This window comes from Loktanella sp. R86503, assembly GCF_042466455.1.
Lineage (GTDB): Bacteria > Pseudomonadota > Alphaproteobacteria > Rhodobacterales > Rhodobacteraceae > Loktanella.
In genome coordinates this window covers 2,957,287-2,983,634 of sequence record NZ_JAXHCI010000002.1, presented here as the reverse complement: position 1 = coordinate 2,983,634, position 26,348 = coordinate 2,957,287, and the positions used below count along the sequence as shown (strand labels likewise).

30 protein-coding genes are annotated in these 26,348 nt (G+C 59.3%); 20 read left to right on the top strand and 10 right to left on the bottom strand.

The features are described 5' to 3' along the window. Positions 1–19 precede the first annotated feature (19 nt). The 10 genes from SJY10_RS15755 to SJY10_RS15710 all read left to right on the top strand — a co-directional run bounded on the left by SJY10_RS15755 (position 20) and on the right by SJY10_RS15710 (position 7,343). Entirely contained in the window at positions 20–652 is a 633-nt protein-coding gene (locus SJY10_RS15755; RefSeq protein ID WP_386684362.1) for a DUF2062 domain-containing protein, read from the top strand. A gap of 38 nt (positions 653–690) precedes the next feature. Continuing rightward, positions 691–1,434 (top strand): pyridoxine 5'-phosphate synthase, encoded by a 744-nt coding sequence (locus SJY10_RS15750; protein ID WP_386684360.1) that lies wholly within the window; start codon positions 691–693, stop codon positions 1,432–1,434. After that, the gene (acpS, locus tag SJY10_RS15745; RefSeq protein WP_386684358.1) at positions 1,431–1,835 is read left to right on the top strand and encodes a holo-ACP synthase; all 405 of its coding nucleotides are present in this window, start codon (positions 1,431–1,433) and stop codon (positions 1,833–1,835) included. Before SJY10_RS15750 ends, acpS begins: the two co-directional genes overlap by 4 nt. 109 nt (positions 1,836–1,944) lie before the next feature. Continuing rightward, positions 1,945–2,781: a signal peptidase I gene (lepB, locus tag SJY10_RS15740; RefSeq protein WP_386684355.1), complete on the top strand. Its 837-nt coding sequence runs from the start codon at positions 1,945–1,947 to the stop codon at positions 2,779–2,781. After that, positions 2,778–3,458: a ribonuclease III gene (gene rnc / locus SJY10_RS15735; RefSeq protein WP_386684352.1), complete on the top strand. Its 681-nt coding sequence runs from the start codon at positions 2,778–2,780 to the stop codon at positions 3,456–3,458. The genes lepB and rnc overlap by 4 nt, the downstream gene beginning before the upstream one ends. Then, positions 3,455–4,369 carry a GTPase Era gene (gene era / locus SJY10_RS15730; RefSeq protein ID WP_386684350.1) on the top strand — a complete coding sequence of 305 codons (915 nt, stop codon included), beginning with the start codon at positions 3,455–3,457 and terminating at the stop codon, positions 4,367–4,369. The genes rnc and era overlap by 4 nt, the downstream gene beginning before the upstream one ends. After that, positions 4,362–4,697 (top strand): DUF1491 family protein, encoded by a 336-nt coding sequence (locus SJY10_RS15725; RefSeq protein ID WP_386684348.1) that lies wholly within the window; start codon positions 4,362–4,364, stop codon positions 4,695–4,697. Before era ends, SJY10_RS15725 begins: the two co-directional genes overlap by 8 nt. Before the next feature lie 73 nt (positions 4,698–4,770). Beyond that, positions 4,771–5,499, top strand: coding sequence for a DNA repair protein RecO (recO, locus tag SJY10_RS15720; RefSeq protein WP_386684345.1), 729 nt, complete (start codon positions 4,771–4,773; stop codon positions 5,497–5,499). A gap of 53 nt (positions 5,500–5,552) precedes the next feature. Continuing rightward, a complete protein-coding gene (locus SJY10_RS15715; protein WP_386684343.1) occupies positions 5,553–6,050 on the top strand; it encodes a DUF421 domain-containing protein in 498 nt (165 codons plus the stop codon). 81 nt (positions 6,051–6,131) lie between these two features. Beyond that, the gene (locus SJY10_RS15710) at positions 6,132–7,343 is read left to right on the top strand and encodes an MFS transporter (RefSeq protein WP_386684340.1); all 1,212 of its coding nucleotides are present in this window, start codon (positions 6,132–6,134) and stop codon (positions 7,341–7,343) included. On the opposite strand, the gene SJY10_RS15705 is transcribed toward SJY10_RS15710, so the two are convergent. Further along, entirely contained in the window at positions 7,340–9,022 is a 1,683-nt protein-coding gene (locus tag SJY10_RS15705; protein WP_386684338.1) for an acyl-CoA dehydrogenase family protein, read from the bottom strand. The genes SJY10_RS15710 and SJY10_RS15705 overlap by 4 nt on opposite strands. Positions 9,023–9,171: 149 nt before the next feature. On the opposite strand from SJY10_RS15705, the gene SJY10_RS15700 reads away from it, so the two are divergent. Beyond that, entirely contained in the window at positions 9,172–9,942 is a 771-nt protein-coding gene (locus tag SJY10_RS15700; protein ID WP_386684336.1) for a sulfite exporter TauE/SafE family protein, read from the top strand. A gap of 1 nt (position 9,943) precedes the next feature. Here the strand turns inward: SJY10_RS15700 and SJY10_RS15695 are convergent, their stop codons facing one another. Together SJY10_RS15695 and SJY10_RS15690 are read right to left on the bottom strand one after the other, a co-directional pair. Continuing rightward, the gene (locus tag SJY10_RS15695; RefSeq protein WP_386684334.1) at positions 9,944–10,477 is read right to left on the bottom strand and encodes a DUF3859 domain-containing protein; all 534 of its coding nucleotides are present in this window, start codon (positions 10,475–10,477) and stop codon (positions 9,944–9,946) included. 60 nt (positions 10,478–10,537) lie between these two features. After that, a complete protein-coding gene (locus tag SJY10_RS15690; protein ID WP_386684331.1) occupies positions 10,538–12,136 on the bottom strand; it encodes a phosphoenolpyruvate carboxykinase in 1,599 nt (532 codons plus the stop codon). Between the two features lie 293 nt (positions 12,137–12,429). Between SJY10_RS15690 and SJY10_RS15685 the strand changes: the two genes are divergently transcribed. The 7 genes from SJY10_RS15685 to SJY10_RS15655 are packed head-to-tail and all read left to right on the top strand — an operon-like array spanning position 12,430 to position 17,769. Beyond that, on the top strand, positions 12,430–13,131 hold the full coding sequence (locus tag SJY10_RS15685) for a response regulator transcription factor (RefSeq protein WP_386684328.1): 702 nt from the start codon (positions 12,430–12,432) through the stop codon (positions 13,129–13,131). A gap of 2 nt (positions 13,132–13,133) precedes the next feature. Next, the gene (locus tag SJY10_RS15680; protein WP_386684326.1) at positions 13,134–14,867 is read left to right on the top strand and encodes a sensor histidine kinase; all 1,734 of its coding nucleotides are present in this window, start codon (positions 13,134–13,136) and stop codon (positions 14,865–14,867) included. 3 nt (positions 14,868–14,870) lie between these two features. Then, positions 14,871–15,287, top strand: a complete 417-nt coding sequence (locus SJY10_RS15675) for an HPr kinase/phosphorylase (protein WP_386684323.1) — start codon at positions 14,871–14,873, stop codon at positions 15,285–15,287. After that, positions 15,287–16,222: an RNase adapter RapZ gene (gene rapZ / locus SJY10_RS15670; protein WP_386684320.1), complete on the top strand. Its 936-nt coding sequence runs from the start codon at positions 15,287–15,289 to the stop codon at positions 16,220–16,222. The genes SJY10_RS15675 and rapZ overlap by 1 nt, the downstream gene beginning before the upstream one ends. Continuing rightward, entirely contained in the window at positions 16,219–16,611 is a 393-nt protein-coding gene (locus tag SJY10_RS15665; RefSeq protein ID WP_090190653.1) for a PTS sugar transporter subunit IIA, read from the top strand. The genes rapZ and SJY10_RS15665 overlap by 4 nt, the downstream gene beginning before the upstream one ends. A gap of 2 nt (positions 16,612–16,613) precedes the next feature. After that, complete coding sequence (locus tag SJY10_RS15660) at positions 16,614–16,883, top strand: HPr family phosphocarrier protein (protein WP_386684318.1); 270 nt, start codon at positions 16,614–16,616, stop codon at positions 16,881–16,883. After that, positions 16,858–17,769 (top strand): lysophospholipid acyltransferase family protein, encoded by a 912-nt coding sequence (locus SJY10_RS15655; RefSeq protein ID WP_386684316.1) that lies wholly within the window; start codon positions 16,858–16,860, stop codon positions 17,767–17,769. Before SJY10_RS15660 ends, SJY10_RS15655 begins: the two co-directional genes overlap by 26 nt. On the opposite strand, the gene SJY10_RS15650 is transcribed toward SJY10_RS15655, so the two are convergent. Beyond that, positions 17,736–18,611 carry a 3-hydroxybutyryl-CoA dehydrogenase gene (locus SJY10_RS15650; RefSeq protein WP_386684314.1) on the bottom strand — a complete coding sequence of 292 codons (876 nt, stop codon included), beginning with the start codon at positions 18,609–18,611 and terminating at the stop codon, positions 17,736–17,738. The two genes, SJY10_RS15655 and SJY10_RS15650, sit on opposite strands and share 34 nt — an antisense overlap. 166 nt (positions 18,612–18,777) lie before the next feature. Here SJY10_RS15650 and SJY10_RS15645 point away from each other — a divergent pair, with 166 nt between their 5' ends. After that, positions 18,778–19,626: a DUF6473 family protein gene (locus tag SJY10_RS15645; protein WP_386684728.1), complete on the top strand. Its 849-nt coding sequence runs from the start codon at positions 18,778–18,780 to the stop codon at positions 19,624–19,626. Between the two features lie 57 nt (positions 19,627–19,683). Here SJY10_RS15645 and SJY10_RS15640 read toward each other — a convergent pair whose 3' ends face one another. The 6 genes from SJY10_RS15640 to SJY10_RS15615 all read right to left on the bottom strand — a co-directional run bounded on the left by SJY10_RS15640 (position 19,684) and on the right by SJY10_RS15615 (position 23,723). Beyond that, the gene (locus SJY10_RS15640; protein ID WP_386684312.1) at positions 19,684–20,610 is read right to left on the bottom strand and encodes an electron transfer flavoprotein subunit alpha/FixB family protein; all 927 of its coding nucleotides are present in this window, start codon (positions 20,608–20,610) and stop codon (positions 19,684–19,686) included. Next, positions 20,610–21,368 carry an electron transfer flavoprotein subunit beta/FixA family protein gene (locus tag SJY10_RS15635; RefSeq protein WP_386684310.1) on the bottom strand — a complete coding sequence of 253 codons (759 nt, stop codon included), beginning with the start codon at positions 21,366–21,368 and terminating at the stop codon, positions 20,610–20,612. The genes SJY10_RS15640 and SJY10_RS15635 overlap by 1 nt, the downstream gene beginning before the upstream one ends. Before the next feature lie 123 nt (positions 21,369–21,491). Continuing rightward, positions 21,492–22,064, bottom strand: a complete 573-nt coding sequence (locus SJY10_RS15630) for a cob(I)yrinic acid a,c-diamide adenosyltransferase (protein ID WP_386684308.1) — start codon at positions 22,062–22,064, stop codon at positions 21,492–21,494. A 3-nt stretch (positions 22,065–22,067) separates the two neighbouring features. After that, complete coding sequence (locus tag SJY10_RS15625) at positions 22,068–22,268, bottom strand: twin transmembrane helix small protein (protein ID WP_386684306.1); 201 nt, start codon at positions 22,266–22,268, stop codon at positions 22,068–22,070. 59 nt (positions 22,269–22,327) lie between these two features. Beyond that, positions 22,328–23,152, bottom strand: a complete 825-nt coding sequence (locus SJY10_RS15620; RefSeq protein ID WP_386684304.1) for an SDR family NAD(P)-dependent oxidoreductase — start codon at positions 23,150–23,152, stop codon at positions 22,328–22,330. 40 nt (positions 23,153–23,192) lie between these two features. Next, positions 23,193–23,723, bottom strand: a complete 531-nt coding sequence (locus tag SJY10_RS15615; RefSeq protein ID WP_386684302.1) for an SH3 domain-containing protein — start codon at positions 23,721–23,723, stop codon at positions 23,193–23,195. A gap of 155 nt (positions 23,724–23,878) precedes the next feature. Here SJY10_RS15615 and SJY10_RS15610 point away from each other — a divergent pair, with 155 nt between their 5' ends. Beyond that, a complete protein-coding gene (locus tag SJY10_RS15610; protein ID WP_386684300.1) occupies positions 23,879–26,227 on the top strand; it encodes a DNA topoisomerase IV subunit A in 2,349 nt (782 codons plus the stop codon). Positions 26,228–26,348 lie beyond the last annotated feature (121 nt).

Below are 26,348 nucleotides of genomic sequence, written 5' to 3'. Positions count from 1 at the left end.
GCTCGAGGAAGGACACGGGGTGTTCAAGCGCAGGGATAGGCGGCCGATCTGGCAGGTCGTGACCGCTGCCGTCTATCCGCGTGGCGGATGGGGCCGGGCCTTTTCCTACGTCAAACATCGGGTTCGCCGTCTGCCTGATACGCCGGAAAAAATCGGGCGCGGCATTTGGGCGGGGGTCTTTACCACGTTTACCCCATTTTACGGGCTGCACTTTATTGTGGCTGCGCTGATCGCACGCGTATTGCGCGGCAATATACTGGCTGCCTTGATGGCAACATTCTTTGGCAACCCGCTGACCTATGTCCCGATCGCGGCCGTCTCGCTGAAAACAGGTCACTGGTTGCTGGGTAGCAAGCTGCACGGCCCGCCGATTTCGCTTGGCGAAAAGTTTGCCGATGCGGGCGCTGATCTGTGGCACAACGTCATCGCGATCTTTACGCCTGAACAAATGGACTGGCAGGGCTTGTCGATATTCTATTTCGACATTTTCTACCCCTATATGATCGGCGGCGTTTTGCCCGGTATCTTCACCGCAACCGCAGCCTATTATCTGTCCGTGCCTGTGCTGCAGGCCTATCAGAAACGCCGGCGCAATATCTTACGCGCCAAGCTGGAATCGCTGGGATCGCCCAAGGACGCCGGCACGAAATGATGCGGGACGCAAATGCGACGCAGAGAAGGAGTGACGCGATGACTGAAAAGCTGCGACTGGGTGTTAACATCGACCACGTGGCCACCGTGCGCAATGCGCGGGGCGGGGACAATCCCGACCCTGTGCGCGCCGCGCTGATGGCGCAGGATGCCGGTGCTGATGGCATCACGGCACACCTGCGCGAGGATCGCCGCCATATCCGTGATGACGACATGGCCGGGCTTAAGTCTGCGCTGCGCGTGCCGCTAAACTTTGAAATGGCGGCCACGGCTGAAATGCAGCGCATCGCACTTGCGACCCAGCCCCACGCCGTTTGCCTCGTGCCGGAAAAGCGCGAGGAGCGCACGACCGAAGGCGGGCTGGACGTCGCGCGTCAGGCCAACGTCCTTGCCGATTATATTGCCCCGTTGCGCGATGCAGGCTGCCGGGTGTCGCTGTTTATCGCTGCCGATCGGAATCAGGTTGAAGCCGCGCACCGCATTGGCGCGCCGGTGATCGAACTGCATGCAGGTGCCTATGCCGACGCCTGGGCCGAAGGGCGCTGGGTTGATCGCGACCGCGAGCTGGCGCGCCTGACCGAAGCGGCGGCCTTTGGTCATTCACTGGGGCTTGAAATCCACGTGGGCCACGGTCTGACCTATGACAGCGTCGGCCCCATTGCCGCCCTGCGCGAGGTGCGAGAGTTGAACATCGGCCACTTCATCATCGGAGAGGCGATTTACCGCGGCTTGCCAGACGCCATTGGCGAGATGCGGCGCTGTATGGATGCGGCGCGGGTATGATCCTTGGTATCGGAACGGATCTGGCGAACATTGACCGGATCGCAGCCACGCTGGACCGGTTCGGTGACCGTTTTCGCAACCGCGTCTTTACCCCGACCGAGCAGGCCAAGGCAGAACGGCGCAAGGACACGCCTGGCACCTATGCGAAGCGCTGGGCTGCGAAAGAGGCGTGTTCCAAGGCGCTGGGCACCGGCCTGCGCATGGGAATCGCCTGGAAGGACATGGCTGTCAGCAACCTGCATACCGGCCAGCCCGTGATGGAAGTCACTGGCTGGGCCAAGGATCGCTTGGACAAGATGACCCCGCCGGGTCACGAGGCAATCATTCATGTGACCCTGACCGACGACCACCCCTGGGCCCAAGCCTTTGTCATGATCGAGGCGCGGCCCGTTGTAGAATAAGACCGCTTGCATGGCGTACGCCAGCACCGCGGGGGCGGGCACCCTACCTTGACAGGCAGAGTGCGTGCGATCATGTAGCCCTGCAAAGCTTGAATTAGGAAAAATTGCGATGGCCGAAAAGACGGGCGTGGTGGCCGGAGTGATCGAGACCGTGAAAACAGTGGTATACGCCCTGTTGATTGCCGGTCTTTTCCGCACAATTTTGTTCCAGCCCTTTTGGATTCCATCGGGATCAATGAAGGACACGCTGTTGATTGGCGACTTTTTGTTCGTCAACAAAATGGCTTACGGTTACTCCTACGCCTCTTGCCCGTCGATCCTGATCCCTGCGCTTGGCGTCGATATCGGTGCCGATGACTTTTGCGGTGCGTTCCAGGGTAAAACCGAACGTCTGTTCGGGTCCGATCCGGAACGGGGCGATGTCGTCGTTTTCCGCCACCCTGTGACAGGACGCGATTTCATCAAGCGTCTGATCGGTCTTCCGGGCGATAAAATCCAGATGAAGGACGGCCTGCTTTATATTAATGGTGAAGCGGTGAAGGTCGAAGACAACGGCATATTTGTTGAAACCTACGCACCACAAGGACCCGAGCAGGCGTTGCCGTCCTGTGCCAATGCGCCAGTCGGTCCGGGGGCGGACTGCATCAAGGAACGCAGCACCGAAACACTGCTGGGCGGCGTCAGCCACGATATCCTGAATATCGGCAACCGCTCGCTTGATAATACCGGCGTCTTCACGGTGCCTGCCGACAACTTCTTCTTCATGGGTGACAACCGCGATAATTCCACTGACAGCCGCGTGCCTCAGTCGCTGAACGGCGTCGGCTTTGTGCCGCGCGAAGACATTGTCGGCCGCGCGGATCGGGTTATCTTTTCCTCTGCCGGGGCATCCATGCTGGCATTCTGGACCTGGCGCAGCGATCGTTTCTTCAAGGGGATCGAGTGAAGCTATCAGCACAATTGACGGGCTTTGCCGCCCGCGTGGGTCATGACTTTGCCGACCCGGCTCTTTTGGTGCGCGCGGTGACGCATTCCAGCATGTCCAGCGTACACCGCGACGACAACCAGCGGCTGGAGTTTCTGGGCGACCGTGTGCTTGGACTCGTGATTGCCGAAGCGCTGTTGCAAGCTGATCCGGGTGCTGCCGAAGGGCTGCTGGCACCGCGCTACAATGCCTTGGTGCGCCGCGAAACCTGTGCCGCTGTGGCGCGGGACATCGGGCTGGGCGAGGTGTTGAAGCTGGGCCGCTCTGAAATGCAATCCGGCGGGCGCCGTAAAGAAGCCCTTTTGGCTGATGCAATGGAAGCGGTCATCGCTGCGGTTTATTATGACGCTGGCTATGACGCGGCCCGCAAGGTGATCCTGAAGCATTGGAAATCGCGTGTTGGCAGCGTTGCCGCTGACGCCCGCGATGCAAAGACAGCGCTGCAGGAATGGGCGCAGGGGCGCGGTGCACCTCCGCCGGTTTATACCGAAGTTGCGCGCACAGGACCGGATCATCAGCCGGTTTTCACAATTCGTGTTACACTAGAATCCGGCGAGCATGCCGAGGCAACCGCAGGGGCCAAGCGGCAGGCGGAACAAGCAGCGGCGCAGGCCCTGCTCGAAAGGGTCGGACAATGACGGACGAAACACGCGCAGGCTTTGTCGCCTTGATAGGCGAGCCGAACGCAGGCAAATCCACGCTGCTGAACCGGATGGTGGGCGCAAAGGTCAGCATCGTGACGCATAAGGTCCAGACCACCCGCGCGCGTATTCGCGGTGTGGCGCAGGATGGCGCATCCCAATTGGTCTTTGTTGATACTCCCGGTCTGTTTGCGCCCAAGCGCCGCCTCGACCGTGCAATGGTTGCCGCCGCCTGGGGCGGCGCTGGCGACGCCGATGTTGTCGTACTGCTGATCGAGGCGCATCGCGGTATCACCGCCGGGGTGAAGGCCATTTTGGAAGTGCTTGCCGAACGGGTCGGCAAGGCCAAGGTCGCGCTGGCGATTAACAAGATTGACCGGGTCAAGACCGAGGCCCTGCTGCAGCTGTCGCAGCAAATGAACGAGGCTTTTGCCTTCGAGGAAACGTTCATGATCAGCGCAGAGCGTGGCCATGGCTGCGACGCGCTGAAACACTGGCTTGCCGGGGCTGTACCTGCGGGGCCGTGGCTTTATCCGGACGATGAAATTTCCGACTCGCCGCTGCGCAATATTGCCGCTGAAATGACGCGGGAAAAACTGACGCTGCGCCTGCATCAGGAACTGCCTTACCAATTGACGGTGGAAACCGAAAACTGGGAAGAGCGCCCAGATGGTTCCGCCAAGATTGACCAACTGATCTATGTGATCCGCGACGGTCACAAAGGCATCGTGCTGGGCAACAAGGGCGAGACGATCAAGGCCGTTGGCCAAGCCGCCCGCGCCGAGATGGAAGAGTTGCTCGGGCGCAAGGTGCATCTGTTTCTGCAGGTCAAAGTGCGGTCGAACTGGCTGGAAGACAAAGAGCGTTACGACGAAATGGGCCTGAACTTCAAAGACGGCGATGCCTGAACCACGCCTGACGGCGGACCTTTGGGTCAGTGCCTATCTTGCACGGCTGCGGGTATTGGATATTCCGGCTTTCGTGGTCGCTCGCGGTGATGCAACAGCGGGTGCGGTGTTGATCAAACTTAATACGCTGGACGGGCAGGCCGCGGCATTTAACCGGTCGTTTGATCTGATGTCGGGCGACCGCGTCTGGGTCACGCTGGCCGAAGGGGCAGAGGCGGATGTCGACGCCTCTATCGCGAAACAGCGCGGGTTCGACAGCGATCTATGGGTGATCGAGGTGGAAGATCGTCAAGGTCGCCACCTGCTGGATCAGCCCGGACTGGATTGATGCGCCCCCTCGTGGGCAGCCAAGCCATCGGTAAAGCTATGGTCGCCTGAAATATGGTGATAGGATTGCGCCTATGATCAGCTGGCAGGACGAAGGCGCCGTGCTCCGCGTGCGCCCGCATGGAGAGACCTCGGCGATTGTCGAAGTCTTTACGATTGAACACGGGCGTCACGCCGGCGCCGTGCGGGGCGGGATCAGTCGCAAGATTGCGCCGTCGCTTCAGCCGGGGGCACAGATCGCCGTGACGTGGAAGGCGCGGCTGGATAATCATCTGGGGTCATTCACGGTCGAGCCGTTGCGCAGCCGGGCCGTCAACGCAATGAGCGACCGCCTTGCCCTTGCGGGTCTGAATGCCGTCTGCGGCCTGTTGTCCGTTGTGCTGCCCGAACGCGAAGCACACGCCGACCTATATTCGCAAACCGTTCAGCTGCTGGATCTGCTGGGGCAGACTGACATCTGGCCGCTTGCCTATCTGCGGTGGGAACAGGCCCTGCTCGACGATCTGGGCTTTGGCATGGATCTAAGCGCCTGCGCGGTCCGCGGCGTGAACGAAGACCTTGCCTTTGTGTCGCCCCGGTCTGGCCGCGCTGTCAGCCGAGAGGCGGCAGGCGAATGGGCCAGCCGTCTGCTGTTGCTACCGCCCGTTCTGGCCGGAAAGGGCGAGGCTACGACGCCGGAAATCATAAAAGCTTTGGCGACGACCGGCTATTTCGTTGAACATCGCCTGTTGCGGTCGCTGGATGCTGACCGCGTGCTGCCCGCCCGGAACAGGTTGCTGGACGCGATACAGCGATCGGATTGACCTTCGGTGGAACGATCACCGGCAGGCGCGTGTTGCCCCTTTGAAGGAGGAACATGATGCTTGCACCATTCGTTCAGATCATACTGCAATCCATCGGGGCTATCGTCTTTGTCGTGGCGCTGACACGCGTGTTTGGATTGCGGTCGTTTTCGAAAATGTCGGGTTTTGATTTTGCGGTGACTGTGGCCATCGGCTCTGTCGTGGCGACGACGGCAATGTCGACGACAACGCCGTTCTGGCAAGGCGCTCTGGCCTTGGCGACGCTATTCACAGTGCAATCCGTCATTGCGCAGGCCCGGTCCCGGTTCAAGGGGTTGGTCGACGTCACGGATAACGACCCGCTGCTGATCATGCGGGACGGTGAAATTCTGAAAGACAACCTGCACCGTTCTGGCATGACGACCGGCGACCTTGTCGGCAAACTGCGCGAGGCGAATGCGCTGGAATTTTCCCAGATCCGTGCCGTCGTATTCGAACCGACGGGGGATGTCAGCGTGCTGCATGGTGACAGGATGGATGACAGATTGCTGGATGGCGTCCTGCAGGCATAATCGACACCGGGTGTCGCATTTGGAAAAGCGCTGCCCGGCAGGCGCTGTCACAGCCAAAGGGTCCAACAAGGTCCCCGCGCCATGATTGCGCCTCGCGCTCCGCTTTACCTGACCCACGCCCCGACGCCCAAGATCAGCGATTTCGCCCGTCTGTCCGCGCTAGAGGCGTGCATCCGCGCGACCTTGCTGTCGGTTATGCCGCTTGTGATCTATCGCGCCTATGGCGATGCGGCGGTGGTCAGTCGGATTTACCTGTGCGTCGGCATAGGATCGATGTTTTTCGGGCTGATGGTGCCTTACGCTGCGCGCTATATCCCGCGCCGCTGGATGCTGACACTGGCCTGCGCGTTCTACCTTGCGGGCGTTTTGATGGCCTTGTTCGGTGGCGCACAGGGAAAGGCGCTTGTGTTGCTGTTCAACGCGGTCGGCACGGTGACCTTTACCATATGCCTGAACGCCTATGTTCTTGACTACATCAACCGGATCGAGCTGGGCCGCAATGAAGCGATGCGCATGGTTTATAGCGCCGTGCCATGGAGCGTCGGGCCAATCCTTGGGGTGACGCTGCTGAACTGGTGGGCCCCTGCGCCGTTCATTCTGGCTGGCATCTTTGCGCTGGGTCTGGCGTTGGAGTTCTGGCGGTTGCGGCTTGGGAATGGCCGACAGATTGCACGGGCGCAGGCTCCCGCGCCCAATCCGCTGGCTTACCTAGGGCGGTTTGCCGCGCAGCCACGATTGATTGCCGGCTGGTTCTTTGCAGTCATGCGATCCTGCGGATGGTGGGTCTATATCGTTTATCTGCCCATATTCTGCATCGAGGCGGGCCTTGGCGACAAGGTCGCGGCGATCGCACTAAGCCTAAGCAACGGGCTGCTGTTCACGACACCGCTGATGCTGCGCAGGGTCAGACGGATCGGTGTAAGGCGTGGCGTGCGGCTGGGGTTTGCCATCTCTGCCAGTCTGTTCATGGTGGGCTTTTTATTGTCAGGCTGGCCGTGGCTGACGGTGGGCTGCATCATGGCCGGATCTGTTGCGCTGGTTCTGCTGGATGTTTGCGGCGGTCTGCCGTTTCTGATGGCGGTGCGCCCGGCTGAACGGACGGAAATGGTTGCTGTCTATGCGACCTTTCGGGATGCGTCGGGTATTACAACACCCGCTGTGGCCGCGATGATCCTGTTCGTCGCCCCGGTGGCGGGGATCTTTGCAGCCTGCGGCATGGGGCTGGCCGCCGGCTATATCGTCGCCGGCAACCTGCATCCACGTTTGGGATTGCCCCGCGCGCAGCCCGCCTAATCCAGCAGGCGGCGGGCGATCACCTGCGCCTGAATTTCGGCGGCCCCTTCAAAGATGTTCAGAATACGGGCATCGCACAGAATACGGCTGATCTTGTATTCCAGCGCGAACCCGTTGCCGCCGTGGATTTGCAGCGCATTGTCAGCGCAGGACCAGGCGACGCGGGCACCTAGCAGCTTTGCCATCCCCGCCTCCAGGTCGCAGCGGCGGCCTTCGTCCTTTTCGTGGGCGCTGAAATAGGTCAGCTGGCGGGCAACCATAATTTCGACTGCCATCATGGCCAGTTTGCCGGATACGCGGGGAAAGTCGATCAGCGATTTGCCGAATTGCTTGCGGTCTTGGGCATATTTCATGCCTTCATCAAGGGCGGATTGCGCCACGCCAATCGCACGGGCGGCGGTTTGAATGCGCGCCGATTCAAAGGTCTGCATTAACTGCTTGAACCCCTTGCCCGTCTGTCCGCCCAGCAGGTTTTCACCTTTCACCGCAAAGCCATCGAAGGCCAGTTCGTATTCCTTCATTCCGCGATAACCGAGGACCTCGATCTCGCCTCCGGTCAGGCCGGGATCGGGAAAGGGGGCCGCGTCCGTGCCGGGGGTCTTTTCGGCCAGAAACATCGATAGGCCGCGATAGTCGGTCGTGTCAGGGTCGGTTCGTGCCAGCACCGTCATCACATGGGTGCGGGCGGCGTGGGTGATCCACGTCTTGTTGCCGGTAATTTTCCAATCGTCGTCATCGGGGACGGCGCGGGTGCGCAAGGCACCCAGATCAGAGCCTGTATTCGGCTCTGTGAACACTGCAGTCGGCAGGGTTTCACCACTGGCAAGCTTCGGCAGCCACTGCTGCTTTTGCGCCTCTGTGCCGCCGCACAGGATCAGCTCTGCCGCGATTTCGGACCGCGTCCCAAGCGAGCCAACGCCGATATAGCCACGCGAAAGCTCCTCTGACACCACGCACATGGCGGATTTGGACAGGCCAAAACCGCCGAAATCTTCTGGAATGGTCAAGCCAAAGACGCCCAACTCGGCCATTTCGTCGATGATCTCCATCGGGATCAGTTCATCTTTCAAGTGCCAGTCATGGGCAAAGGGTTCGACTTTTTCCCGGCTGAAACGCCGGAATTGGTCTCGAATCATCTCAAGCTCTTCATCAAGGCCCGATGCGCCGACTGTTAGCTCTGCCGTGCGGTCCTGCATCAGCTGCGCCAGCATGGAACGGGCCGCTTGCGTATTGCCGCCGGCCATCAGAGCCGCGGGCGCAGGGGCGTTCAGAGGCGCAAGGTCGGCAGGCGTCAGGCCAAAGTCGGTGGCGCGCACAACTTCGGTCTGGTTCATCGGAATGCCGCCGGCGATCTGGGACAGATATTCGCCAAAGGCGATCTGCAGGATCAGGGCCTCGACTTCGCCAAAGCGGTTGTTGGCGGCCAGCCGGTCAGCCCAGGACTGCATTTGCTGCAAAGCCTGCGCATATGTCGCAAGCCAAGCCAATCCATGTGCCGCGGGCTGGTGCTGGTCGATCAGCTGCGCCGAAACGCGGCCGTTTTCGCTGACAAGCGTGGCTACGGCGGATTTCGCCTGGTCGGTATAGGACAGAACAGCCGCCAGTGCGGATCGGGTCAGATCGGTCAAGTCTGCAAGAATGGCTGTGTGTGTCATGGGGCCTGCTCCGTCGTGTGCCATCCGCTTTTCCCTTTATGTTGCAGTTGCACGGATAAAGTGTTTGCATTTGCAGCGCAACATTAATGCGAAATATATCTATGTCGCATACTAAAATGTCGCGGTTGATTTGCGTGGCACTTTAAGGACGGATCGCGCAAGGTGCCGCCAATATGACTGATATCCTTGCTGTAATTCCGCTTCATATCGTTCTGTTCGCGTGTCTGGTGACGCTGCTTGGCGGTTTCATCAAGGGGGCCGTCGGCTTTGCGATGCCGCTGATCATGATCAGCGGCATGGGCATCGTGATTGATCCACAGCTTGTTGTTGCAGGAATTATCCTGCCGATTCTGGTCAGCAACGGATGGCAGATTGCGCGGTCCGGACTTGGCCCCGCGCGGTCGGCGGTTGCCGAACATTGGCGTTATCTGTTGATCGTCTGCGTAATGATCCTGGTTTCCGCCCAGTTTTTGACCGCAATTTCGGCCGATGCGATGTTTGTGATCCTTGGCGTTCCGGTCGTCGCGCTGTGTGCCGTGCAGCTTTTGGGTTGGCAGCCCACAATTCCGGCACATCTGCGCCGACCGTTCGAATGGGGTGCCGGGCTGTCGGCAGGCACGCTTGGCGGTCTGGCTGGCACATGGGGGCCGCCAACAGTGCTGTATCTGCTGGCGTTGCGCACACCGCGGGCAAAGCAAATGGCCGTGCAAGGCGTCATCTATGGTCTGGGGTCTGTCATGCTATGCCTTGGCCACCTGAAATCAGGTGTACTGAACGCGCATACATGGCAGCTGTCCGCCCTGCTGGTGGTGCCCGCAGTGATTGGCATGTGGGCCGGTTTTCGGCTGGGTGACCGGTTCAATCAGGACATGTTCCGCAAGGTGACGCTGCTTGTCTTGATTGTCGCCGGGGCAAACCTGATCCGGCGCGGAGTGATGGGCTGACCTAGGACAGCAGCTCCTCAAAGCCGCAGATGCGGGCCAGCTCTGGCGCATCCTTGGGTGCGACAACGTCGAACGTGGTCCGATACAGCACCTTGCCATCTTTGACCGCTTCCATTTCCCATGTGCCTTGCACCAGTTCATAGGCGAAATCGAACTGGTAGAACGTCAGCGACGGGGTGCCGCCGTCGATCCGCGTCAAAAAGCTTTGCTGTGTCGCGCCATCCTTGCCCATGGGCGGGTGGGTGACGGTCATTGTCACCTCGGGCAGGCCCATGATGTCGGCGGTCAGGGTTTTCACCCCGAATCCGATGCCCAGCACGGCCGGAACCCGGCGGGACGTGGATACAAAAGGCGGATCTTCGTCCACCAGGTGGGTCACGCCGGCGACGGTGCCGGGGGCCGGGGCATCGCCCACCGACGGCGGCGGGCAGATGACGCCGTTTTCCAAAGCACCGATCGCCGGGCTGACATAGGTTTCAGCTGCGGCAGCCACCGGCATTGTAAGCAGGGCAGATATGAAAAGGGTCAGGCGCATGGCCCGACCCTAATCATTCCTGCGGCGCTGGAAAGGCACCATTTGGCAAAACAGCGTTCCTTAGCCGATAGCGGCAGCTTTGACATCTTCGTCGATAAAGGGAACGTATTTGGCAAAGTTGTCGGAAAACATCTGCACCAGTTTTGCGGCCTGCGCATCATAGGCCGCAGGATCGGCCCAAGTGCTGCGCGGGTTCAAAAGGGCCGTATCGACGCCGTCGCATGCGACCGGAACATCAAAGCCAAAGTTTGGATCCTTGCGAAAGCTTTCCTCTGCTAGGCTGCCGTCAAGGGCGGCGGTCAGTAGGGCGCGGGTCGCCTTGATCGGCATCCGCGAACCTGTGCCATAGGCCCCGCCGGTCCAGCCGGTGTTGACCAGCCAGCAAGTAGCACCGTGGGTCGCAATCTTTTCCTGCAACAGCTTGCCGTAAACCTCTGGCCGGCGGGGCATGAACGGCGCGCCAAAGCAGGTGGAAAAGGTCGGCTCTGGCTCTGTCACGCCGCGTTCGGTGCCGGCAACCTTGGATGTGAAGCCGGATAGGAAGTGATACATCGCCTGCGCCGGTGTTAGTCGGCTGATCGGCGGCAGCACACCAAAGGCATCGCAGGTCAGCATGATGATATTTTTGGGATGGCCACCAAGCGCTGTTTCCGACGCGTTAGAGATATAGTCGAGCGGATAGGCGCAGCGCATGTTTGCGGTCAGGCTGGTGTCGTCAAAGTCGAGCTCCAGCGTATCCGGATCGTAGACCATATTTTCGATCACCGTATGCGGCATGGAGCAGGTGGCATAGATTTCCGGCTCTGCCTCTGCCCGAAGATTGATCGTCTTGGCGTAGCAGCCGCCTTCGAAGTTAAAGACGCCGCGGTCTGACCATCCGTGTTCATCGTCACCGATCAGCGTGCGGGACGGGTCCGCGGACAAGGTGGTCTTGCCCGTGCCTGACAGGCCGAAAAAGACAGCCGTATCAACAGGATTTCCGGTCGCGTGATTGGCAGAGCAATGCATCGGCATGATGCCCTGATCGGGCAGCAGGTAATTCAAAAGCGTAAAGACCGACTTTTTGTTTTCGCCAGCGTATTCGGTGCCGCCGATCAGGATCAACTTTTTCGCAAGGTTCAACGCAATGACGGTTTCGCTCCGGCAGCCGTGCTTGGCTGGGTCGGCTTTGAAACTGGGTGCGTTGATGATCGTGAATTCCGGCACAAAGCTGTTCAATTCGGATGGGTCAGGGCGGCGCAGCAAGTGGCGGATGAACAGGCCATGCCAGGCAAGTTCTGTCACAACACGTACATCCAGCCGGTAGGCAGGGTCCGCCCCGCCGAACAGATCCTGTACATAGGCAGTGCCGCCGTTCAAGTGGGAAAGCATATCAGTGTAGAGCGTGTCGAACTTGGCCGGGTCCATCGGCGGGTTGTTGTCCCACCAAATCGTATCTTCGACCTCTGGCGTGCGTACGACGAACTTGTCCTTAGGCGACCGGCCCGTGTGTTTGCCCGTGGTCACCAAGAAAGTGCCGCCTTTGCCGTTAATGCCTTCACCCTTTGCAACAGCAGCAGTCTGAAGCTCGGCAGCGGACAGGTTATAATAGACAGCGCCCAGTCCGGTGATGCCTTGGTCTTCAAGTTTCATCGCGGGGTTGACCGTTCCGTGGTCCATTGGTGCGCTCCTTGGGGTTTATGGCCTCTTTGGCTCATTCCTCTTAGCACCATGTTTTTGCGACCGAACAGGGCGGATTTGCGACGTTAGCGCAACCAGCGACATGTTAGCGCAACCAAGCAGCCCGTTTGCGCAACTTTGTGACCCATTAGCCATTCCTTTGCGTTTTGTGCCGCAAATAAGGCACGGATCAGCGCTTGATTCGCAATAGAGGGTTGATTCGCTATGGCAAAAGCATGAAAGATTCGGGGAAAAGCAGTTAATAACAACAATCGAGCAGTAGGGGAAAACCCATGGCCAGGATCGCACTTGTCGATGACGATCGAAATATTCTGACATCCGTGTCAATGACGCTCGAAGCTGAAGGCTTCGAGGTGGAAACATATAACGACGGCCAGTCCGCGCTGGATGCCTTTAACAAGCGCATGCCGGATATGGCTGTTCTGGATATCAAAATGCCGCGTATGGACGGCATGGATTTGCTGCAGCGCCTGCGGCAGAAAACATCGATGCCGGTGATTTTTCTGACATCGAAAGACGATGAGATCGACGAAGTTCTAGGCCTGCGGATGGGAGCCGATGACTACGTCAAAAAGCCCTTTAGCCAGCGCCTGCTGGTCGAACGTATTCGTGCATTGCTGCGCCGTCAGGATGTCATCGGCGGCGAAGTCGTAGAAGAGACTGAGGAAAACAAGGTCATGGTGCGCGGCGAGCTGACCATGGACCCCTTGCGGCATGCGGTAAAGTGGAAGGGCAACGATGTGTCGTTGACGGTCACGGAATTCCTGCTGTTGCAGGCGTTGGCGCAACGGCCCGGTTTTGTGAAATCGCGGGATCAATTGATGGACGTTGCTTACGACGATCAGATCTATGTGGATGACCGCACGATCGACAGCCACATCAAGCGTTTGCGCAAAAAGATGCGTCAGGCCGACGACGAATTTTCCGCAATCGAAACCCTTTATGGTATCGGTTACCGGTACAACGAAGCCTGATCATGAGCGACGCCGCCCGCCATATTGATGTCCGTGATCTGAATTCCGTGCGCCGTGCCGCCCGGAACGAGCCGGATCTTGTGCTGGGCGACGACTGGATCGCGCCGCAATCTGCCGGTGAACAGGAAATGCTGCGCCATCGTAAAAAGCGGAAAATGGTGAACCTGCGTTCTTCGCCGATTGCGCGCAAGATCATCACCTTTAACCTGCTGGCTATGACCCTGCTTGTTGCAGGCGTGTTGTACCTGAACCCGTCGCGCGACAATCTTGCGTATCAGCGTGCCTCTGGCCTGGTGAACGAGGCGGAGCTGATTGCCGATGTGCTGGAAGCGCGGATGCCTTTGACTGCACCCGTTGATCTGGCAAGCGGTGATGGCATTGATGTCGTTCGTACCTTGAATGATATGGACCTGCGCGGCGGCATCGTTGTCACCATCTTTGGGCCGTCCGGCCGGCAGCTTGCGACTGCGACGGGTACGCCAAGCACGGCGGCGGTTCAGGAACTGCAGCCCAGCGACAGCCGTACCTTCATCACTGACGCCCTGTCGCAGACGTGGACCCGATTGCGCAATCTGGTCCCGTCGGATCAAGGCGCCGACACGGATGCCCTGCCGCTTAGCGCCGAAGATGTCGCCCGTGTCATGGAGCGCGGTATCGAAGTCAGCGCGCTTCAGACATCGCTGGGCACAAACTTCGCCGTGGCGACCGCGATCGAACAGAATGGTCGCCCCGTTGGCGTCGTATCCATCACCAGCGCCGCCGGAGAGCTTGACGCGCTGGTCAGCAGAGAGCGCGAACAGGTATTGCGCCTGTTTCTGGTCAGTATGGCGGTCAGCGTCATTCTGAGCCTTGTTCTTGCCTCGACCATTGCAAATCCGCTGGCCGATCTGGCTGCCGCCGCGGAACTTGGCCGCGACAAGAATGCGCGCAAAATGGCACCGACGCGCGTTCGCATTCCTGATTTGACCGCCCGTCCGGATGAAATTGGCCGGCTATCCGGTGCGTTGCGTGGCATGGTGCAGGCCCTGTACGAGCGGATCGAAGGTAACGAGCAGTTCGCGGCTGACGTCGCGCACGAGATTAAAAACCCGCTTGCCTCGCTTCGGTCTGCCGTCGGGTCCCTGCGGATCGTCAAGAAAGAAGAGCACCGCGAAAAACTGCTTGAGGTTATCGAGCATGATGTGCGCCGTCTGGATCGTCTGGTTTCCGACATTTCCAATGCATCGCGCCTTGATTCAGAATTGGTAAAGGAAGAGGAAGAGACGTTCGACCTCCTTCGGATGCTGGGTAATCTGAATGAATTCCTAAGCCGCGAAGCAGACAGCAAGGGGATCGAATACATCTCTGATCTTCCTGATCATGCGATTATGGTTCAGGGCCTTGAGGGGCGTCTGGCGCAGGTGTTTGTTAACCTAATTACCAATGCGATTTCGTTCTGCGAAGAAGGCGATGCTATTCGGGTCTGGGCGCGGCGCCGCGAAAACCGGATTCTTGTCGTGGTCGAAGATACCGGTCCCGGAATTCCCGACGGTGCGCTGACCAAGATTTTCAAACGCTTCTATTCGGAACGGCCAGAAGGTCAGTTTGGCAATAACTCTGGCTTGGGCCTCGCCATCAGCAAACAAATCGTAGAGGCGCATGGCGGTGTCATCTGGGCCGAAAACATCCGCCCGACTGAAGTTGACGTCACTTCAGATCCGCTTGGCGCGCGGTTCGTCGTGGGTTTGCCGGTCTAAGCCGTGCCCGAAACGGTCCATGCGAGTGCAGTGTCCCTGAACGGGCGAGCCTTGCTGATCAAAGGGGCGTCCGGTTCAGGAAAATCGTCGCTCGCGCTGGAGCTGATGGCGTTCGGGGCCGGCCTGATCGGTGATGATCGCATCATCCTGTCCCGCCATGCAGATCAGGTCATGGCCAGCTGCCCTGCCATTTTGCGCGGCATGATAGAGGCGCGGGGCGTCGGCATCCTGCGCGCCAGACCTGCCTCGCCGGCACCGCTGGTTTGTGTGGTCAATCTGGACCTGACATCAGAGGAACGATTGCCGCAGGTGCAGGCCATAACGCTTTTGGGATGTAACTTGCCTTTAATTCAGCGGCCAATCGGCGTATCCTTTGCACCAGCCCTATTGCAATACCTGCGCGCGGGCCGGATCGCTTGATGACTGACGCCGCCTCATCTTCTCAGGATCGTTCAGGCCCCCGCATTGTGCTGGTCACCGGGCCTTCTGGCGCTGGGCGCTCGACCGCGATTAACGCGCTGGAAGACATCGGTTTCGAGGTTATCGACAACCTTCCCCTGTCCTTATTACCGCGTCTTCTGGACGGGCCAATTGCCGGGCCGCTTGCCTTGGGGCTTGATGTGCGAAACCGTGATTTCAGCACCAACGCGCTGATAGAGGCGATTGACCGCCTTAGCCGCGTGATGGGACACGAGGCGCAGGTCCTGTTTCTGGATTCCGATGACGATGTACTCATCCGCCGCTATTCGGAAACGCGCCGCCACCACCCGCTTGCGCCCGCCGGGCCACCCCTGGCCGGAATCGCCGCCGAGAAAGAGCTTCTCGGCCCGATTCGCGCCCGTGCCGATGTGCTGATCGATACGTCCGATTTGTCGCCCCATGACCTGCGTAGCGAGGTCGAGCGTCTGTTTGCGCAGGGCAAAGGCAAGCTGCTGGGTATTTCAGTGCAATCCTTTTCTTACAAGCGGGGACTGCCGCGCGGGCTGGACATGGTGTTCGACTGCCGGTTTTTGCGTAATCCCCATTGGGACCCGCTTTTGCGGGCAATGGATGGCCGTGATGCCGATGTTGCGGCCTACGTGGGGCGGGATCCGCGGTTTGATCCGTTTGTCGCGCAGATTAAGGCGCTGCTTGATCTGGTGCTGCCGGCCCACAAGGATGAAGGGCGCGCGCACCTGTCGATCGGCCTTGGGTGTACCGGCGGGCAACACCGGTCCGTCGTGTTGGCGGAAAGCCTTGCAGCATCCCTTGCGCAAGACGGCTGGCCCGTATCTAAACGGCATAGGGAAATGGAACGCCGCGACGGAACTGGGATTGGGTCTGGGGCCAGCGGAGTGCGGGGACAGAACGCTTGATCGGAATCGTCATCGTGGCGCACGGGAACCTGGCGCGGGAATATCTTTTGGCAGTCGAACATGTTGTCGGCCGCCAGGATGGCATACAGGCCATTGCAATCGCGCCGGACGATGACCGCAATGCCAAGCAGGCCGAAATCTGCGATGCTGCCGATGCTGTCGATACCGGGCAGGGGGTCATCATCGTTACCGATATGTTTGGTGGCTCGCCCAGTAATCTTAGCCTGCGTGCTTGCAGCCCGGACAACCGCCGCATCCTTTATGGCGCCAACCTTCCTATGCTGATCAAGCTGGCAAAATCGCGCGGAAAATCGGTGCCGGACGCGGTCAATGCGGCCATTGAGGCGGCGCACCGTTATATCAATTCTCATATCGTTGGACCGCAGTAATAATGGCTCAAACGCGCCTCAAGATTCAGAACGTCAAAGGGCTGCATGCCCGCGCTTCGGCAAAATTGGTCGAAGTCGTCGAGGCGTTTGATGCCACAGCGACCGTCAGCAAGGACGGTATGCAGGCGGGCGGTGACAGCATCATGGGATTGCTGATGCTGGCCGCAACTGTCGGCAGCTGGATTGACGTGGACACGCGCGGGCCCGACGCGCAAGCTTTGTCAGATGCAATAACGGCGCTGATCGATGACAAATTCGGCGAAGGCGGTTAAAGCAGGCAGCGCGGCGACCGCGCCAAAACCAAGCCCGGTCGTCTATGACAGGCGGACCCTCAGCTATGCGTCGTCCTTTGACGGCCCATTTCGTCAGGGGTTTATCCGGACAGTGGAATGGCTGACGGGAAAGGCGACTGTCATACGCATGGTGCGGGCTTATGAACGGGCAGGTCCGGCCAAGGGACAGGCGTTCTGGTCTGCGACATTGGCCGCGCAGGGCATTCGCGTCACGACGCCGGTCGAACAGATTGCCAATATCCCTAAAACGGGGCCTGTTGTCCTTGTCGCGAACCACCCCCATGGCATGGTTGACGGCATGGTGCTGGCAGAACTGATCGGCAAGCGGCGGTCGGATTATCGCATACTTAGTCGTTCTCTGCTGACCTCCTTGGACGAGGAGGCGACGCGGTACATGATTTCAGTGCCGTTCCCACACCAGCCGGATGCGCAGGCCAGGATGATCGAAATGCGCCGGCAGGCGATGGATCATCTGTCACAGAACGGATTGATTGCATTGTTTCCGTCCGGCGTTGTCGCTTCCGCGCCGCGTGCCTTTGCCCCAGCGAAAGAAGCGGAATGGAATGTCTTTACCGCGAAGTTGATCCGCATGTCCGGCGCGACGGTCGTGCCTTGCTTTTTCCCCGGGGCCAATTCGCGCGCCTATCAGATTGCGAACCGGATTTCACCGCTGCTACGCCAAAGCCTTTTGCTGCACGAAGTCGCACGCACCCGAAACACGGATTTTGCGCCCGTCATCGGAACGGCAATTCCCTATGACGACATAAGAGAGCGGATGTCCGACCCACGCGGATTGATGGCGTGGCTTCGCACCGACACGCTGGCTTTGGGTCAGCGTGTCGGCACGGGGGTGTCGCCGCGGTAATCGTAAAAACCGCGCTGCGATTTGCGGCCAAGCCAGCCTGCCTCTACGTATTTGGTCAGCAAGGGGCAGGGGCGGTATTTCGTGTCAGCCAGACCGTCATGCAGAACGTTCATGATGGCCAGGCAGGTATCAAGACCGATGAAATCAGCCAGTTCCAGCGGCCCCATCGGATGATTTGCGCCCAGTTTCAACGATGTATCAATCGACTGCACCGATCCCACACCTTCATACAGCGTATAGATTGCCTCGTTAATCATCGGCATTAGAATGCGGTTGACGATGAAGGCGGGAAAATCTTCTGATGCGGTCGAGGTTTTGCCCAGCCGCGCGACGACGGCCTCGCAGGTTCGAAAGGTCTGTTCGTCCGTCGCGATGCCGCGAATCAATTCCACCAGCTGCATGATCGGAACCGGGTTCATAAAGTGAAAGCCCATGAACCGTTCCGGCCGGTCGGTGCGGGACGCAAGACGCGTGATCGAGATGGAAGAGGTATTTGACGTCAGAATCGTGTCTTGTTTCAGGTGGGGAATCAGGTCTTCGAAAATGGCCTGTTTGATCGTTTCACGTTCTGTCGCGGCTTCGATGATCAGATCCGTCTGGCCAAGGTCGGTCAGGGTCGCCGTCGTTACAATGCGTTTCATCGCTGCCGTTTTCGCCGGTTCGTCAATCAGATCCTTGGTCACTTGGCGCGTCAGATTACGATCGATCAAGGCGACAGCACGGTCCAGCGCGTCCTGACTGACATCCGTCAAAAGCACATCATATCCTGCAACTGCAAAGACATGTGCGATGCCGTTGCCCATCTGGCCGGCCCCCACGATACCAACGCGTTCAATTGCCATGTCTGTGATCCTTTGCCTGACGTGCGGCAGCATAGGCCGCCGTGCATAGGACCATCAAGCGCCCGTCATAATTAAAATTCGGCTCAAATCCCTAACTTAGCGAATTCGAAATCCAAATCCGCGAATCTGCAATCCAAAGATGACGAAACGATCTGTGGTGAAGCGTATGAAGCATGATGAAATCGATAGTGCCGGACTGCACTATGCCCCTTGTCGCTATGGGCTATCCCGCATTTTTTTCCGCGGCCCAAAACGGCGGCTGGATACACCTTACGTTGCGTTTATTGGCGGGACGGAAACGTTTGGCAAATTCATTGATCGACCGCTTGCCTCTTTGGTGGAACGTGAAATTGGACAAACCTGTGTCAATCTGGGCTGTGTGAATGGGGGTGTTGATGCGTTTGTGAACGACCCGACGATCATGGCCACCTGTCACGATGCGAAAGTCACTGTCGTTCAGGTCATGGGGGCGAATTATCTTTCGAACCGGTTCTATTCCGTGCACCCCCGCAGAAATGACCGCTTTTTGCGCGCATCGACCGTGATGCAGGCCATCTACTCTGACGTGGATTTTGCCGATTTCACGTTCACCCGCCACATGCTGACCACTCTTTACGCAAAATCCCCCGAACGTTTCGATATCGTCGTGTCAGAGCTGAGAGAGGCCTGGGTCGCGCGGATGCGCAACATGCTGAACCAGATCGGACCGCGCAGCATCTTGCTCTGGTTCTCAAAAGAGCCGTTGTCCGATGCCCCTTGGGATACGCGGCCCGGGAAACTTTCCGCCGACCCCCTGTTCATTTCCGCCAGCATGATTGATCAGCTTCGCCCGCAGGTTTTGGACGTGATCGAAGCGCAGCCGAGTCCGGTTGCTTTGGCAATGGGCACAAAAGGAATGTATTTTTCCCCCGCTCAGGCAAAGGCCGCGTCGGAAATGATGAGCATTGGCAGCCATCAGGAAGCCGCAGCAAAGCTTGTCCCTGCGCTGCGCGAATTCCTGCACCACGCCGTGTAGCGCAACAAAAAAGGCGCACTGGAACAGCGCGCCTTTTCTGATCAGATCAGTTTGTGCTTACAGTTTGTCGGTCAGTTCCGGCACCGCGTCGAACAGGTCGGCGACAAGGCCATAGTCAGCCACTTGGAATATAGGTGCTTCTTCGTCCTTGTTGATTGCGACGATGATCTTGCTGTCCTTCATACCGGCCAAATGCTGGATTGCGCCGGAAATGCCGACAGCGACATACAGTTCTGGCGCGACGACCTTACCGGTCTGACCAACCTGCCAATCGTTCGGTGCATAGCCCGAATCGACGGCGGCGCGGGATGCACCGACAGCAGCACCCAGCTTGTCCGCCAGCTTTTCGATCATGGCAAAGCTTTCCTCGGACCCAAGTCCACGGCCGCCCGACACAACGATACCCGCCGATGTCAGTTCCGGCCGGTCAGAGGCTGCGACCTTGTCTTCAATCCATTCGGACAAGTTCGGATTGCCGGCCGCGTCGATGGTTTCGACCGCTGCGGAACCGCCCATGCCAGCCGCATCGAATGCTGCCGTCCGCACCGTCAGGACCTTGGTTGCGTCAGCCGATTTCACCGTCTGAATGGCGTTGCCTGCGTAGATCGGACGCTCGAACGTATCCGCGTCCACGATGGCCGTCACTTCGGAAATGATCTGGCAATCCAACAGGGCCGCAACGCGGGGCATGATGTTCTTGGCGTCTGTCGTGCCGGGTGCCGCGATGTGGCTATAGTCGCCAGCCAGCTTGACAATCAGGTCGGCTGTCGGTTCGGCCAGACGATGCCCAAGCGCGGCATCTTCGGCGCAAAGCACCTTTGCCACGCCGTCAATCTTGGCCGCTTCGGCTGCTGCTGCCGATGCAGAGGCACCCGCACACAGGACCGTCACATCGCCAAGCGATTTTACAGCGGCAACGGCCTTGCCGGTGGCATCGGCGTTCAGCGCGCCGTCGGTTACTTCACCAATCAGAAGAACAGCCATTACACAGCCCCCGCTTCTTTAAGTTTCGCAACAAGTTCGTCAACGGATTTCACAATGATCCCGGCAGAGCGTGTCGCAGGTTCGCTTGTCTTTACCACGGTCAGGCGCGGGCTGACGTCAACGCCGTAATCAGCAGGCGTCTTTTCATCCAGCGGCTTTTTCTTGGCCTTCATGATGTTCGGCAGCGACGCATAGCGCGGCTCGTTCAGGCGCAGATCGACCGTCACGACAGTCGGCATCTTGACCTTGATGGTCTGCAGGCCGCCGTCGACTTCGCGTGTGACTGTCGCATGATCGCCGTCAATGCCGACTTCGGATGCAAAGGTGGCCTGCGACCAGCCCATCAGCGCCGCCAACATCTGGCCGGTGGCGTTCATGTCGTTGTCAATCGCCTGCTTGCCGCACAGCACCAAGCCCGGCTGTTCATCGTCAACGATCGCTTTAAGGATCTTTGCGACGGCCAGCGGTTCAATGTCCGTATGCACATCGTCCGCCGCCACGACCAGAATCGCACGGTCTGCGCCCATGGCCAAAGCGGTGCGCAGTGTTTCCTGCGCCTGCTTCACGCCAATAGACACGGCGACGACTTCTTCGACTTTACCTGCTTCACGCAGGCGGATCGCCTCTTCGACGGCGATTTCGTCAAAAGGGTTCATCGACATTTTTACGTTGGCCAGATCGACACCCGAACCGTCCGCTTTGACGCGAACCTTCACGTTATAGTCGATCACGCGTTTGACCGGCACCAATACCTTCATCGCGTATCACTCCCATCTTTTACAAATCTTGCCTTTTGAGACATCAACCGCGCCCGAAAGGCAACAGGGCAAAACGGCTTCGACGCAGCGTCCTGACGTGCACGTCAACGTAGGGCGGGCGCGTCAGCGGTTTGCGCCCGGCACCCAAAGCACGTCGGATCTGCCATCATCGTTCGCAATCCGGCTGGCCTGAAAGAACCAATCGGACAGCCGGTTCAGATATTTCAGCGCGGCAGGGTTCACGTCTTCTTCGGTGGCCAAGGCCACGCACAACCGTTCAGCCCTGCGGCTTACGGTGCGGCACAGATGCAGATGCGCCGCCAAAGCTGTCCCGCCGGGCAGAACGAAGCTGCGCAGCGGCTCTACCGCCTGGGTCATGGCGTCGATCTGCTGTTCCAACCGATCAACCTGCGCATCGGAAATTCGCAGGGGCGGGTATTCGGCGCTTGCGTCATTCGCCATGTCAGGGCGGCACAGATCCGCGCCCAGATCGAACAGATCGTTTTGAATCATCGCAAGCTGGTCATCCATATCGCCAACCGCATAGATCCGCGCCATGCCGACGGTGGCGTTGGTTTCATCGACGGTGCCGTAGGTATTGACCCGGTCGTCGTATTTCTTGACCCGGTTGCCATTGCCAAGGGCGGTTTCGCCCGCATCGCCTGTGCGCGTGTAAATCTTGTTCAGTACGACCATTTTTTAGTGCCCTCGAAGATAGACGAACAAAAGGATCATCGCGATCGCGACGGCCTGCAGCCCGACCCGCCAACGCATGATCTTGTTCGCGTTCTTGCGATTGTATTCGCCGCCTTTGCCGAAACTGCCGATGCCAAGGACCAGCACGGCCAGAACGGCAAGGCAGGCAACTGCGACCAGAATGAAAAGTGGATCGTCGGCCATAAGTCCCCCGGTTGGTGTTGCATCCGACATAGCACCGCAGGGCGCAAAGGCCAGATCGGCTAGTTGCGTGAAATCAGCGCATCCTGCGCCCAAACGGGCAGCAAGCGCCGCATGATAGCCGCAAGATAGGTCGGAGTCGTGATGAAATAGCGCGCCTTTGGCCGCGGATGTTCCAGCGCATGGCGCAGTTTTGCGGTCACCGCACTGGCAGGTAGCTGGAATTTGTCGTCCCCGCCTTCGTACAGCCGCTTGGTCAGTTCGGGATATTGCGCCGCACGGGCAGAGGTTTCCGGCGTGAACCAACGCTCGAAATGCGGAATGGCATTTTCGCGGATGCGGGATGCAATAGGGCCGGGTTCCAGCAGGATCACCTTGATCGGGGTGTCCCGCATTTCCAGCCGCAGCACGTCGGTCAGCCCTTCCAGCGCGAACTTTGTTGCCACATAGGCCCCGCGCCATTTATAGGCGACCAGTCCCAGAACGGACGAACAGTTCACGATGCGGCCATGGCCCTGCGCGCGCATCACGGGAATCACCCGGCAGGTCAGGTCATGGACGCCAAACACATTTGTCTGGAAAATCGCTTCTAGCCCGCCGCGCGGAAGATCTTCGACCGCGCCGGGGCAGGCAAAGGCACCATTGTTGTAAAGCGCATCAAGCGTGCCACCCGTCGCGGCCAGTACCTGCGCAAGCCCGGCGGCAATGCTGTCCGTGTCGGCATAATCGATCAACGGGCTATCGAAACCTTCGCTGCGCAACCTTTCGCAGTCACTTGCCTTTCGGCATGACGCGAAAACGCGCCACCCGGCATCCCGCAGCCCGTGGGCCGCATCATATCCGATACCGGACGAACATCCTGTGATCAAAACGGTGCGCTGTGTCATGCGCCTTGTTTGATCCGCGCGGCGCGGGGGCGCAAGCGATTTAGCTTGGCGTCAAAAGGCGTTCGGCCATCCAGCCCATCTGACCCGTATTGATGACACGGACCCGTACCCAGCCGTTGCCGTCGTTTTCGACAACTTCGGTCTGGGTGCCGCGCGGCAAAGTGTCGAGCACATCAAAGCTGGTATCGGGCCCTGCGCGCATGTTCACGGCCCGCGCATCGACAAGCCGCAGCGATCCAAGGTCCGGGCTGGCGACGTCAGCCGGTGCAGGTGCAGCCAGCGACGTAAATTCGGGGGTGATGCCTGTAACCTCTGCCGTGGCACCATCAAAGGTCGCAGCGACCTGCGTTGCAGCTTCGACAAGCTCCGCCTCTGGCGCGGGGACGGGCGGCGTGGGCACCGGCACAGGGGCGGCGAGGGTGGTCACGGGCACCTCTACCGGTGCGGATGCCTCTGATGCGGGGGGCGGCGCTTTTGCAAGGCGCGTTTCGGGTTCAAATGATGCGCCGCCTGACATGGCGTAAAAAGCCCAGGCAAGGATCACAAAGGTTCCGATGATGAATTTGCCCATGACGAAGCCCTTCCCAAGACGTGATGCGATAGGCCGCTGCAGCCCGAATGTGAACACCTTAACGTGATTCCCGGTTCCGCATGCGGGGAATTTCCCGCCCCACGGCCCCACTGCCGTCTTTACGATGATCTGGCGCTTCGCTAAGTCTGCCGGTCATGAGCGATAAAATCGACGACAGCCCAAACCCGAACGACGTAACCGAAACGCTGCGCCACGCGATTGGCGAGCGGTATCTGACCTACGCGTTATCGACGATCATGAACCGTGCGCTGCCCGATGCGCGCGACGGTCTGAAACCTGTGCACCGCCGAATCCTCTATGCGATGCGGGAATTGAAGCTGGCGTCAAACGGGGGCTTCCGTAAGTCGGCCAAGATTTCAGGCGACGTGATGGGTAACTACCACCCGCACGGCGATGCCGCGATTTATGACGCGATGGCGCGTTTGGCGCAGGACTTCAACGTCCGCTACCCGCTGGTTGATGGTCAGGGCAACTTTGGCAACATCGACGGGGATAACCCCGCTGCTGCCCGTTATACCGAAGCGCGGATGACCGCCGCTGCCGAAGCCCTGATGGAAGGGTTGAACGAGAACGCCGTCGATTATCGCCCGAACTATGATGGCACACTGGAAGAGCCCGTCGTCTTTCCGGCCGCCTTTCCAAATCTGCTGGCCAACGGATCTAGCGGTATCGCCGTCGGCATGGCGACGAATATTCCGCCTCATAATCTGCACGAATTGATCGACGCCTGTCTGCATCTGATCAAATCGCCGAACGCCGGCGACGATACCTTGATGCAATACATTCCCGGTCCCGACTTTCCGACCGGCGGTGTTATCGTTGAAAAGCCACAGGCGATTGCCGACGCCTATCGCACCGGGCGCGGCAGCATCCGTTTGCGCGCAAGATACGAGGTAGAGGATCTGGGCCGCGGTCAATGGCAGGTTGTCATAACCGAAATCCCCTATCAGGTGCCCAAATCCCGGCTGATCGAAAAGCTGGCCGAAATTGTGCAAACCAAAAAGGTCCCGCTGCTGGCCGATGTGCGCGACGAATCCGCCGACGATATCCGCATCGTGCTGGAACCCCGCGCAAAGACGGTTGAACCGGACATGATGATGGGCATGTTGTTCCGCAACTCCGATCTGGAAATCCGGTTCAGCCTGAACATGAACGTGCTGATCGACGGTCTTGTGCCCAAGGTCTGCAGCGTCAAGGAAGTGCTGCGCGCTTTCCTTGATCACCGCCGGGACGTGCTGCTGCGCCGGTCGCAATACCGTCTGGAAAAGATCGATCACCGGCTCGAAGTGCTCGAAGGCTTTATCATCGCCTTCCTTAACCTTGATCGGGTCATCGACATCATCCGCTATGATGACGATCCCAAAAAGGCGTTGATGATCGAGGACTGGTCCAAGGATCACGTCCGCGCGCTGGATGAAAAAAGCTATGTTTCGCCCATGGTGGCCGGGGCCGATCCAGAGATCAGCCTGACCGAAGTGCAGGTCGAGGCAATCCTGAACATGCGACTGCGGTCCCTGCGCCGTCTGGAGGAAAAGGAGCTAATTGCCGAACGCGACGCCCTGATGGAAGAGCGAGCAGGTCTAGAGGACCTGATGGATGACGAAAGCCTGCAGTGGAAGCGTATCGCGGAACAACTGCGCGAGACACGCAAACAGTTCGGTAAGGACAGCATCGGCGGCGCGCGGCGCACGACCTTTGCCGAAGCCGGCGAAGTTGCTGATGTGCCGTTGGAAGCCATGATCGCGAAAGAACCGATTACGGTCGTCTGCTCGCAAATGGGCTGGATTCGTGCCTTGACCGGCCACGTGCCGCTGGACCGCGAGTTGAAATTCAAGGACGGCGATGGTCCGCGATTCGCGTTTCACGCGGAAACGACGGATCGGCTGCTGGTGTTCGCCTCGACCGGGCGGTTCTATACCGTGCAGGCCAGCACCTTGCCCGGCGGGCGCGGCATGGGAGAGCCGCTGCGCCTGATGGTTGATTTGCCGAACGAGGCGCAGATCGTTGACCTGCTGATCCACCGCCCCGGCGGGCGCCTGCTTGTCGCGTCGTCCGAAGGTGACGGTTTCGTCGTGCCAGAAGACGACATCATCGCCCAAACCCGCGCCGGCAAGCAGGTGCTGAACGTCAAGGAAGGCGTCGCCAAGGTCGTGCGCCCGGTGACGGGCGATCACGTGGCGGTCGTCAGTGAAAACGGCCGCTTCCTGGTCTTTGCGCTGGATGAACTGCCGGAAATGGGCCGCGGCAAAGGTGTGCGCCTGCAAAAGTATAAAAAGGTCTTTGGCCGGCAGGGTACGCTGGAACTGGACGGCGGGTTGGGCGATGTCACCACCTTTGCCTGGGCCGATGGCCTGTCCTGGACGATGGGCGGTGGCAAGACCCGCACAGAAGCCGATCTGACCGAATGGAAGGCGGCCCGCGGCGGCGTCGGTAAACGGGCACCGCACGGTTTCCCGAAATCCAATCGCTTCGAACAAGGTTAGCCGCACTGTTTGTTTCTTTCTGGCGACAATCATGCAGCGGCCCGGTGAAAAATCACCGGGCCGCTTTGGCTTGCGGGCCAGCCTTGGCATATGACGGGTTGATTTCCCCTGCGATCCGCCA

Coding starts and splice junctions, on each gene's coding strand:
- SJY10_RS15750 (WP_386684360.1), top strand. CDS start 691: ATGACTGAAAAGCTGCGACTGGGTGTTAACATCGACCACGTGGCCACC.
- acpS (WP_386684358.1), top strand. CDS start 1,431: ATGATCCTTGGTATCGGAACGGATCTGGCGAACATTGACCGGATCGCA.
- lepB (WP_386684355.1), top strand. CDS start 1,945: ATGGCCGAAAAGACGGGCGTGGTGGCCGGAGTGATCGAGACCGTGAAA.
- era (WP_386684350.1), top strand. CDS start 3,455: ATGACGGACGAAACACGCGCAGGCTTTGTCGCCTTGATAGGCGAGCCG.
- SJY10_RS15725 (WP_386684348.1), top strand. CDS start 4,362: ATGCCTGAACCACGCCTGACGGCGGACCTTTGGGTCAGTGCCTATCTT.
- recO (WP_386684345.1), top strand. CDS start 4,771: ATGATCAGCTGGCAGGACGAAGGCGCCGTGCTCCGCGTGCGCCCGCAT.
- SJY10_RS15715 (WP_386684343.1), top strand. CDS start 5,553: ATGATGCTTGCACCATTCGTTCAGATCATACTGCAATCCATCGGGGCT.
- SJY10_RS15710 (WP_386684340.1), top strand. CDS start 6,132: ATGATTGCGCCTCGCGCTCCGCTTTACCTGACCCACGCCCCGACGCCC.
- SJY10_RS15705 (WP_386684338.1), bottom strand. CDS start 9,022: ATGGCACACGACGGAGCAGGCCCCATGACACACACAGCCATTCTTGCA.
- SJY10_RS15700 (WP_386684336.1), top strand. CDS start 9,172: ATGACTGATATCCTTGCTGTAATTCCGCTTCATATCGTTCTGTTCGCG.
- SJY10_RS15695 (WP_386684334.1), bottom strand. CDS start 10,477: ATGCGCCTGACCCTTTTCATATCTGCCCTGCTTACAATGCCGGTGGCT.
- SJY10_RS15690 (WP_386684331.1), bottom strand. CDS start 12,136: ATGGACCACGGAACGGTCAACCCCGCGATGAAACTTGAAGACCAAGGC.
- SJY10_RS15685 (WP_386684328.1), top strand. CDS start 12,430: ATGGCCAGGATCGCACTTGTCGATGACGATCGAAATATTCTGACATCC.
- SJY10_RS15680 (WP_386684326.1), top strand. CDS start 13,134: ATGAGCGACGCCGCCCGCCATATTGATGTCCGTGATCTGAATTCCGTG.
- rapZ (WP_386684320.1), top strand. CDS start 15,287: ATGACTGACGCCGCCTCATCTTCTCAGGATCGTTCAGGCCCCCGCATT.
- SJY10_RS15660 (WP_386684318.1), top strand. CDS start 16,614: ATGGCTCAAACGCGCCTCAAGATTCAGAACGTCAAAGGGCTGCATGCC.
- SJY10_RS15655 (WP_386684316.1), top strand. CDS start 16,858: ATGACAAATTCGGCGAAGGCGGTTAAAGCAGGCAGCGCGGCGACCGCG.
- SJY10_RS15650 (WP_386684314.1), bottom strand. CDS start 18,611: ATGGCAATTGAACGCGTTGGTATCGTGGGGGCCGGCCAGATGGGCAAC.
- SJY10_RS15645 (WP_386684728.1), top strand. CDS start 18,778: ATGAAGCATGATGAAATCGATAGTGCCGGACTGCACTATGCCCCTTGT.
- SJY10_RS15640 (WP_386684312.1), bottom strand. CDS start 20,610: ATGGCTGTTCTTCTGATTGGTGAAGTAACCGACGGCGCGCTGAACGCC.
- SJY10_RS15635 (WP_386684310.1), bottom strand. CDS start 21,368: ATGAAGGTATTGGTGCCGGTCAAACGCGTGATCGACTATAACGTGAAG.
- SJY10_RS15630 (WP_386684308.1), bottom strand. CDS start 22,064: ATGGTCGTACTGAACAAGATTTACACGCGCACAGGCGATGCGGGCGAA.
- SJY10_RS15625 (WP_386684306.1), bottom strand. CDS start 22,268: ATGGCCGACGATCCACTTTTCATTCTGGTCGCAGTTGCCTGCCTTGCC.
- SJY10_RS15620 (WP_386684304.1), bottom strand. CDS start 23,152: ATGACACAGCGCACCGTTTTGATCACAGGATGTTCGTCCGGTATCGGA.
- SJY10_RS15615 (WP_386684302.1), bottom strand. CDS start 23,723: ATGGGCAAATTCATCATCGGAACCTTTGTGATCCTTGCCTGGGCTTTT.
- SJY10_RS15610 (WP_386684300.1), top strand. CDS start 23,879: ATGAGCGATAAAATCGACGACAGCCCAAACCCGAACGACGTAACCGAA.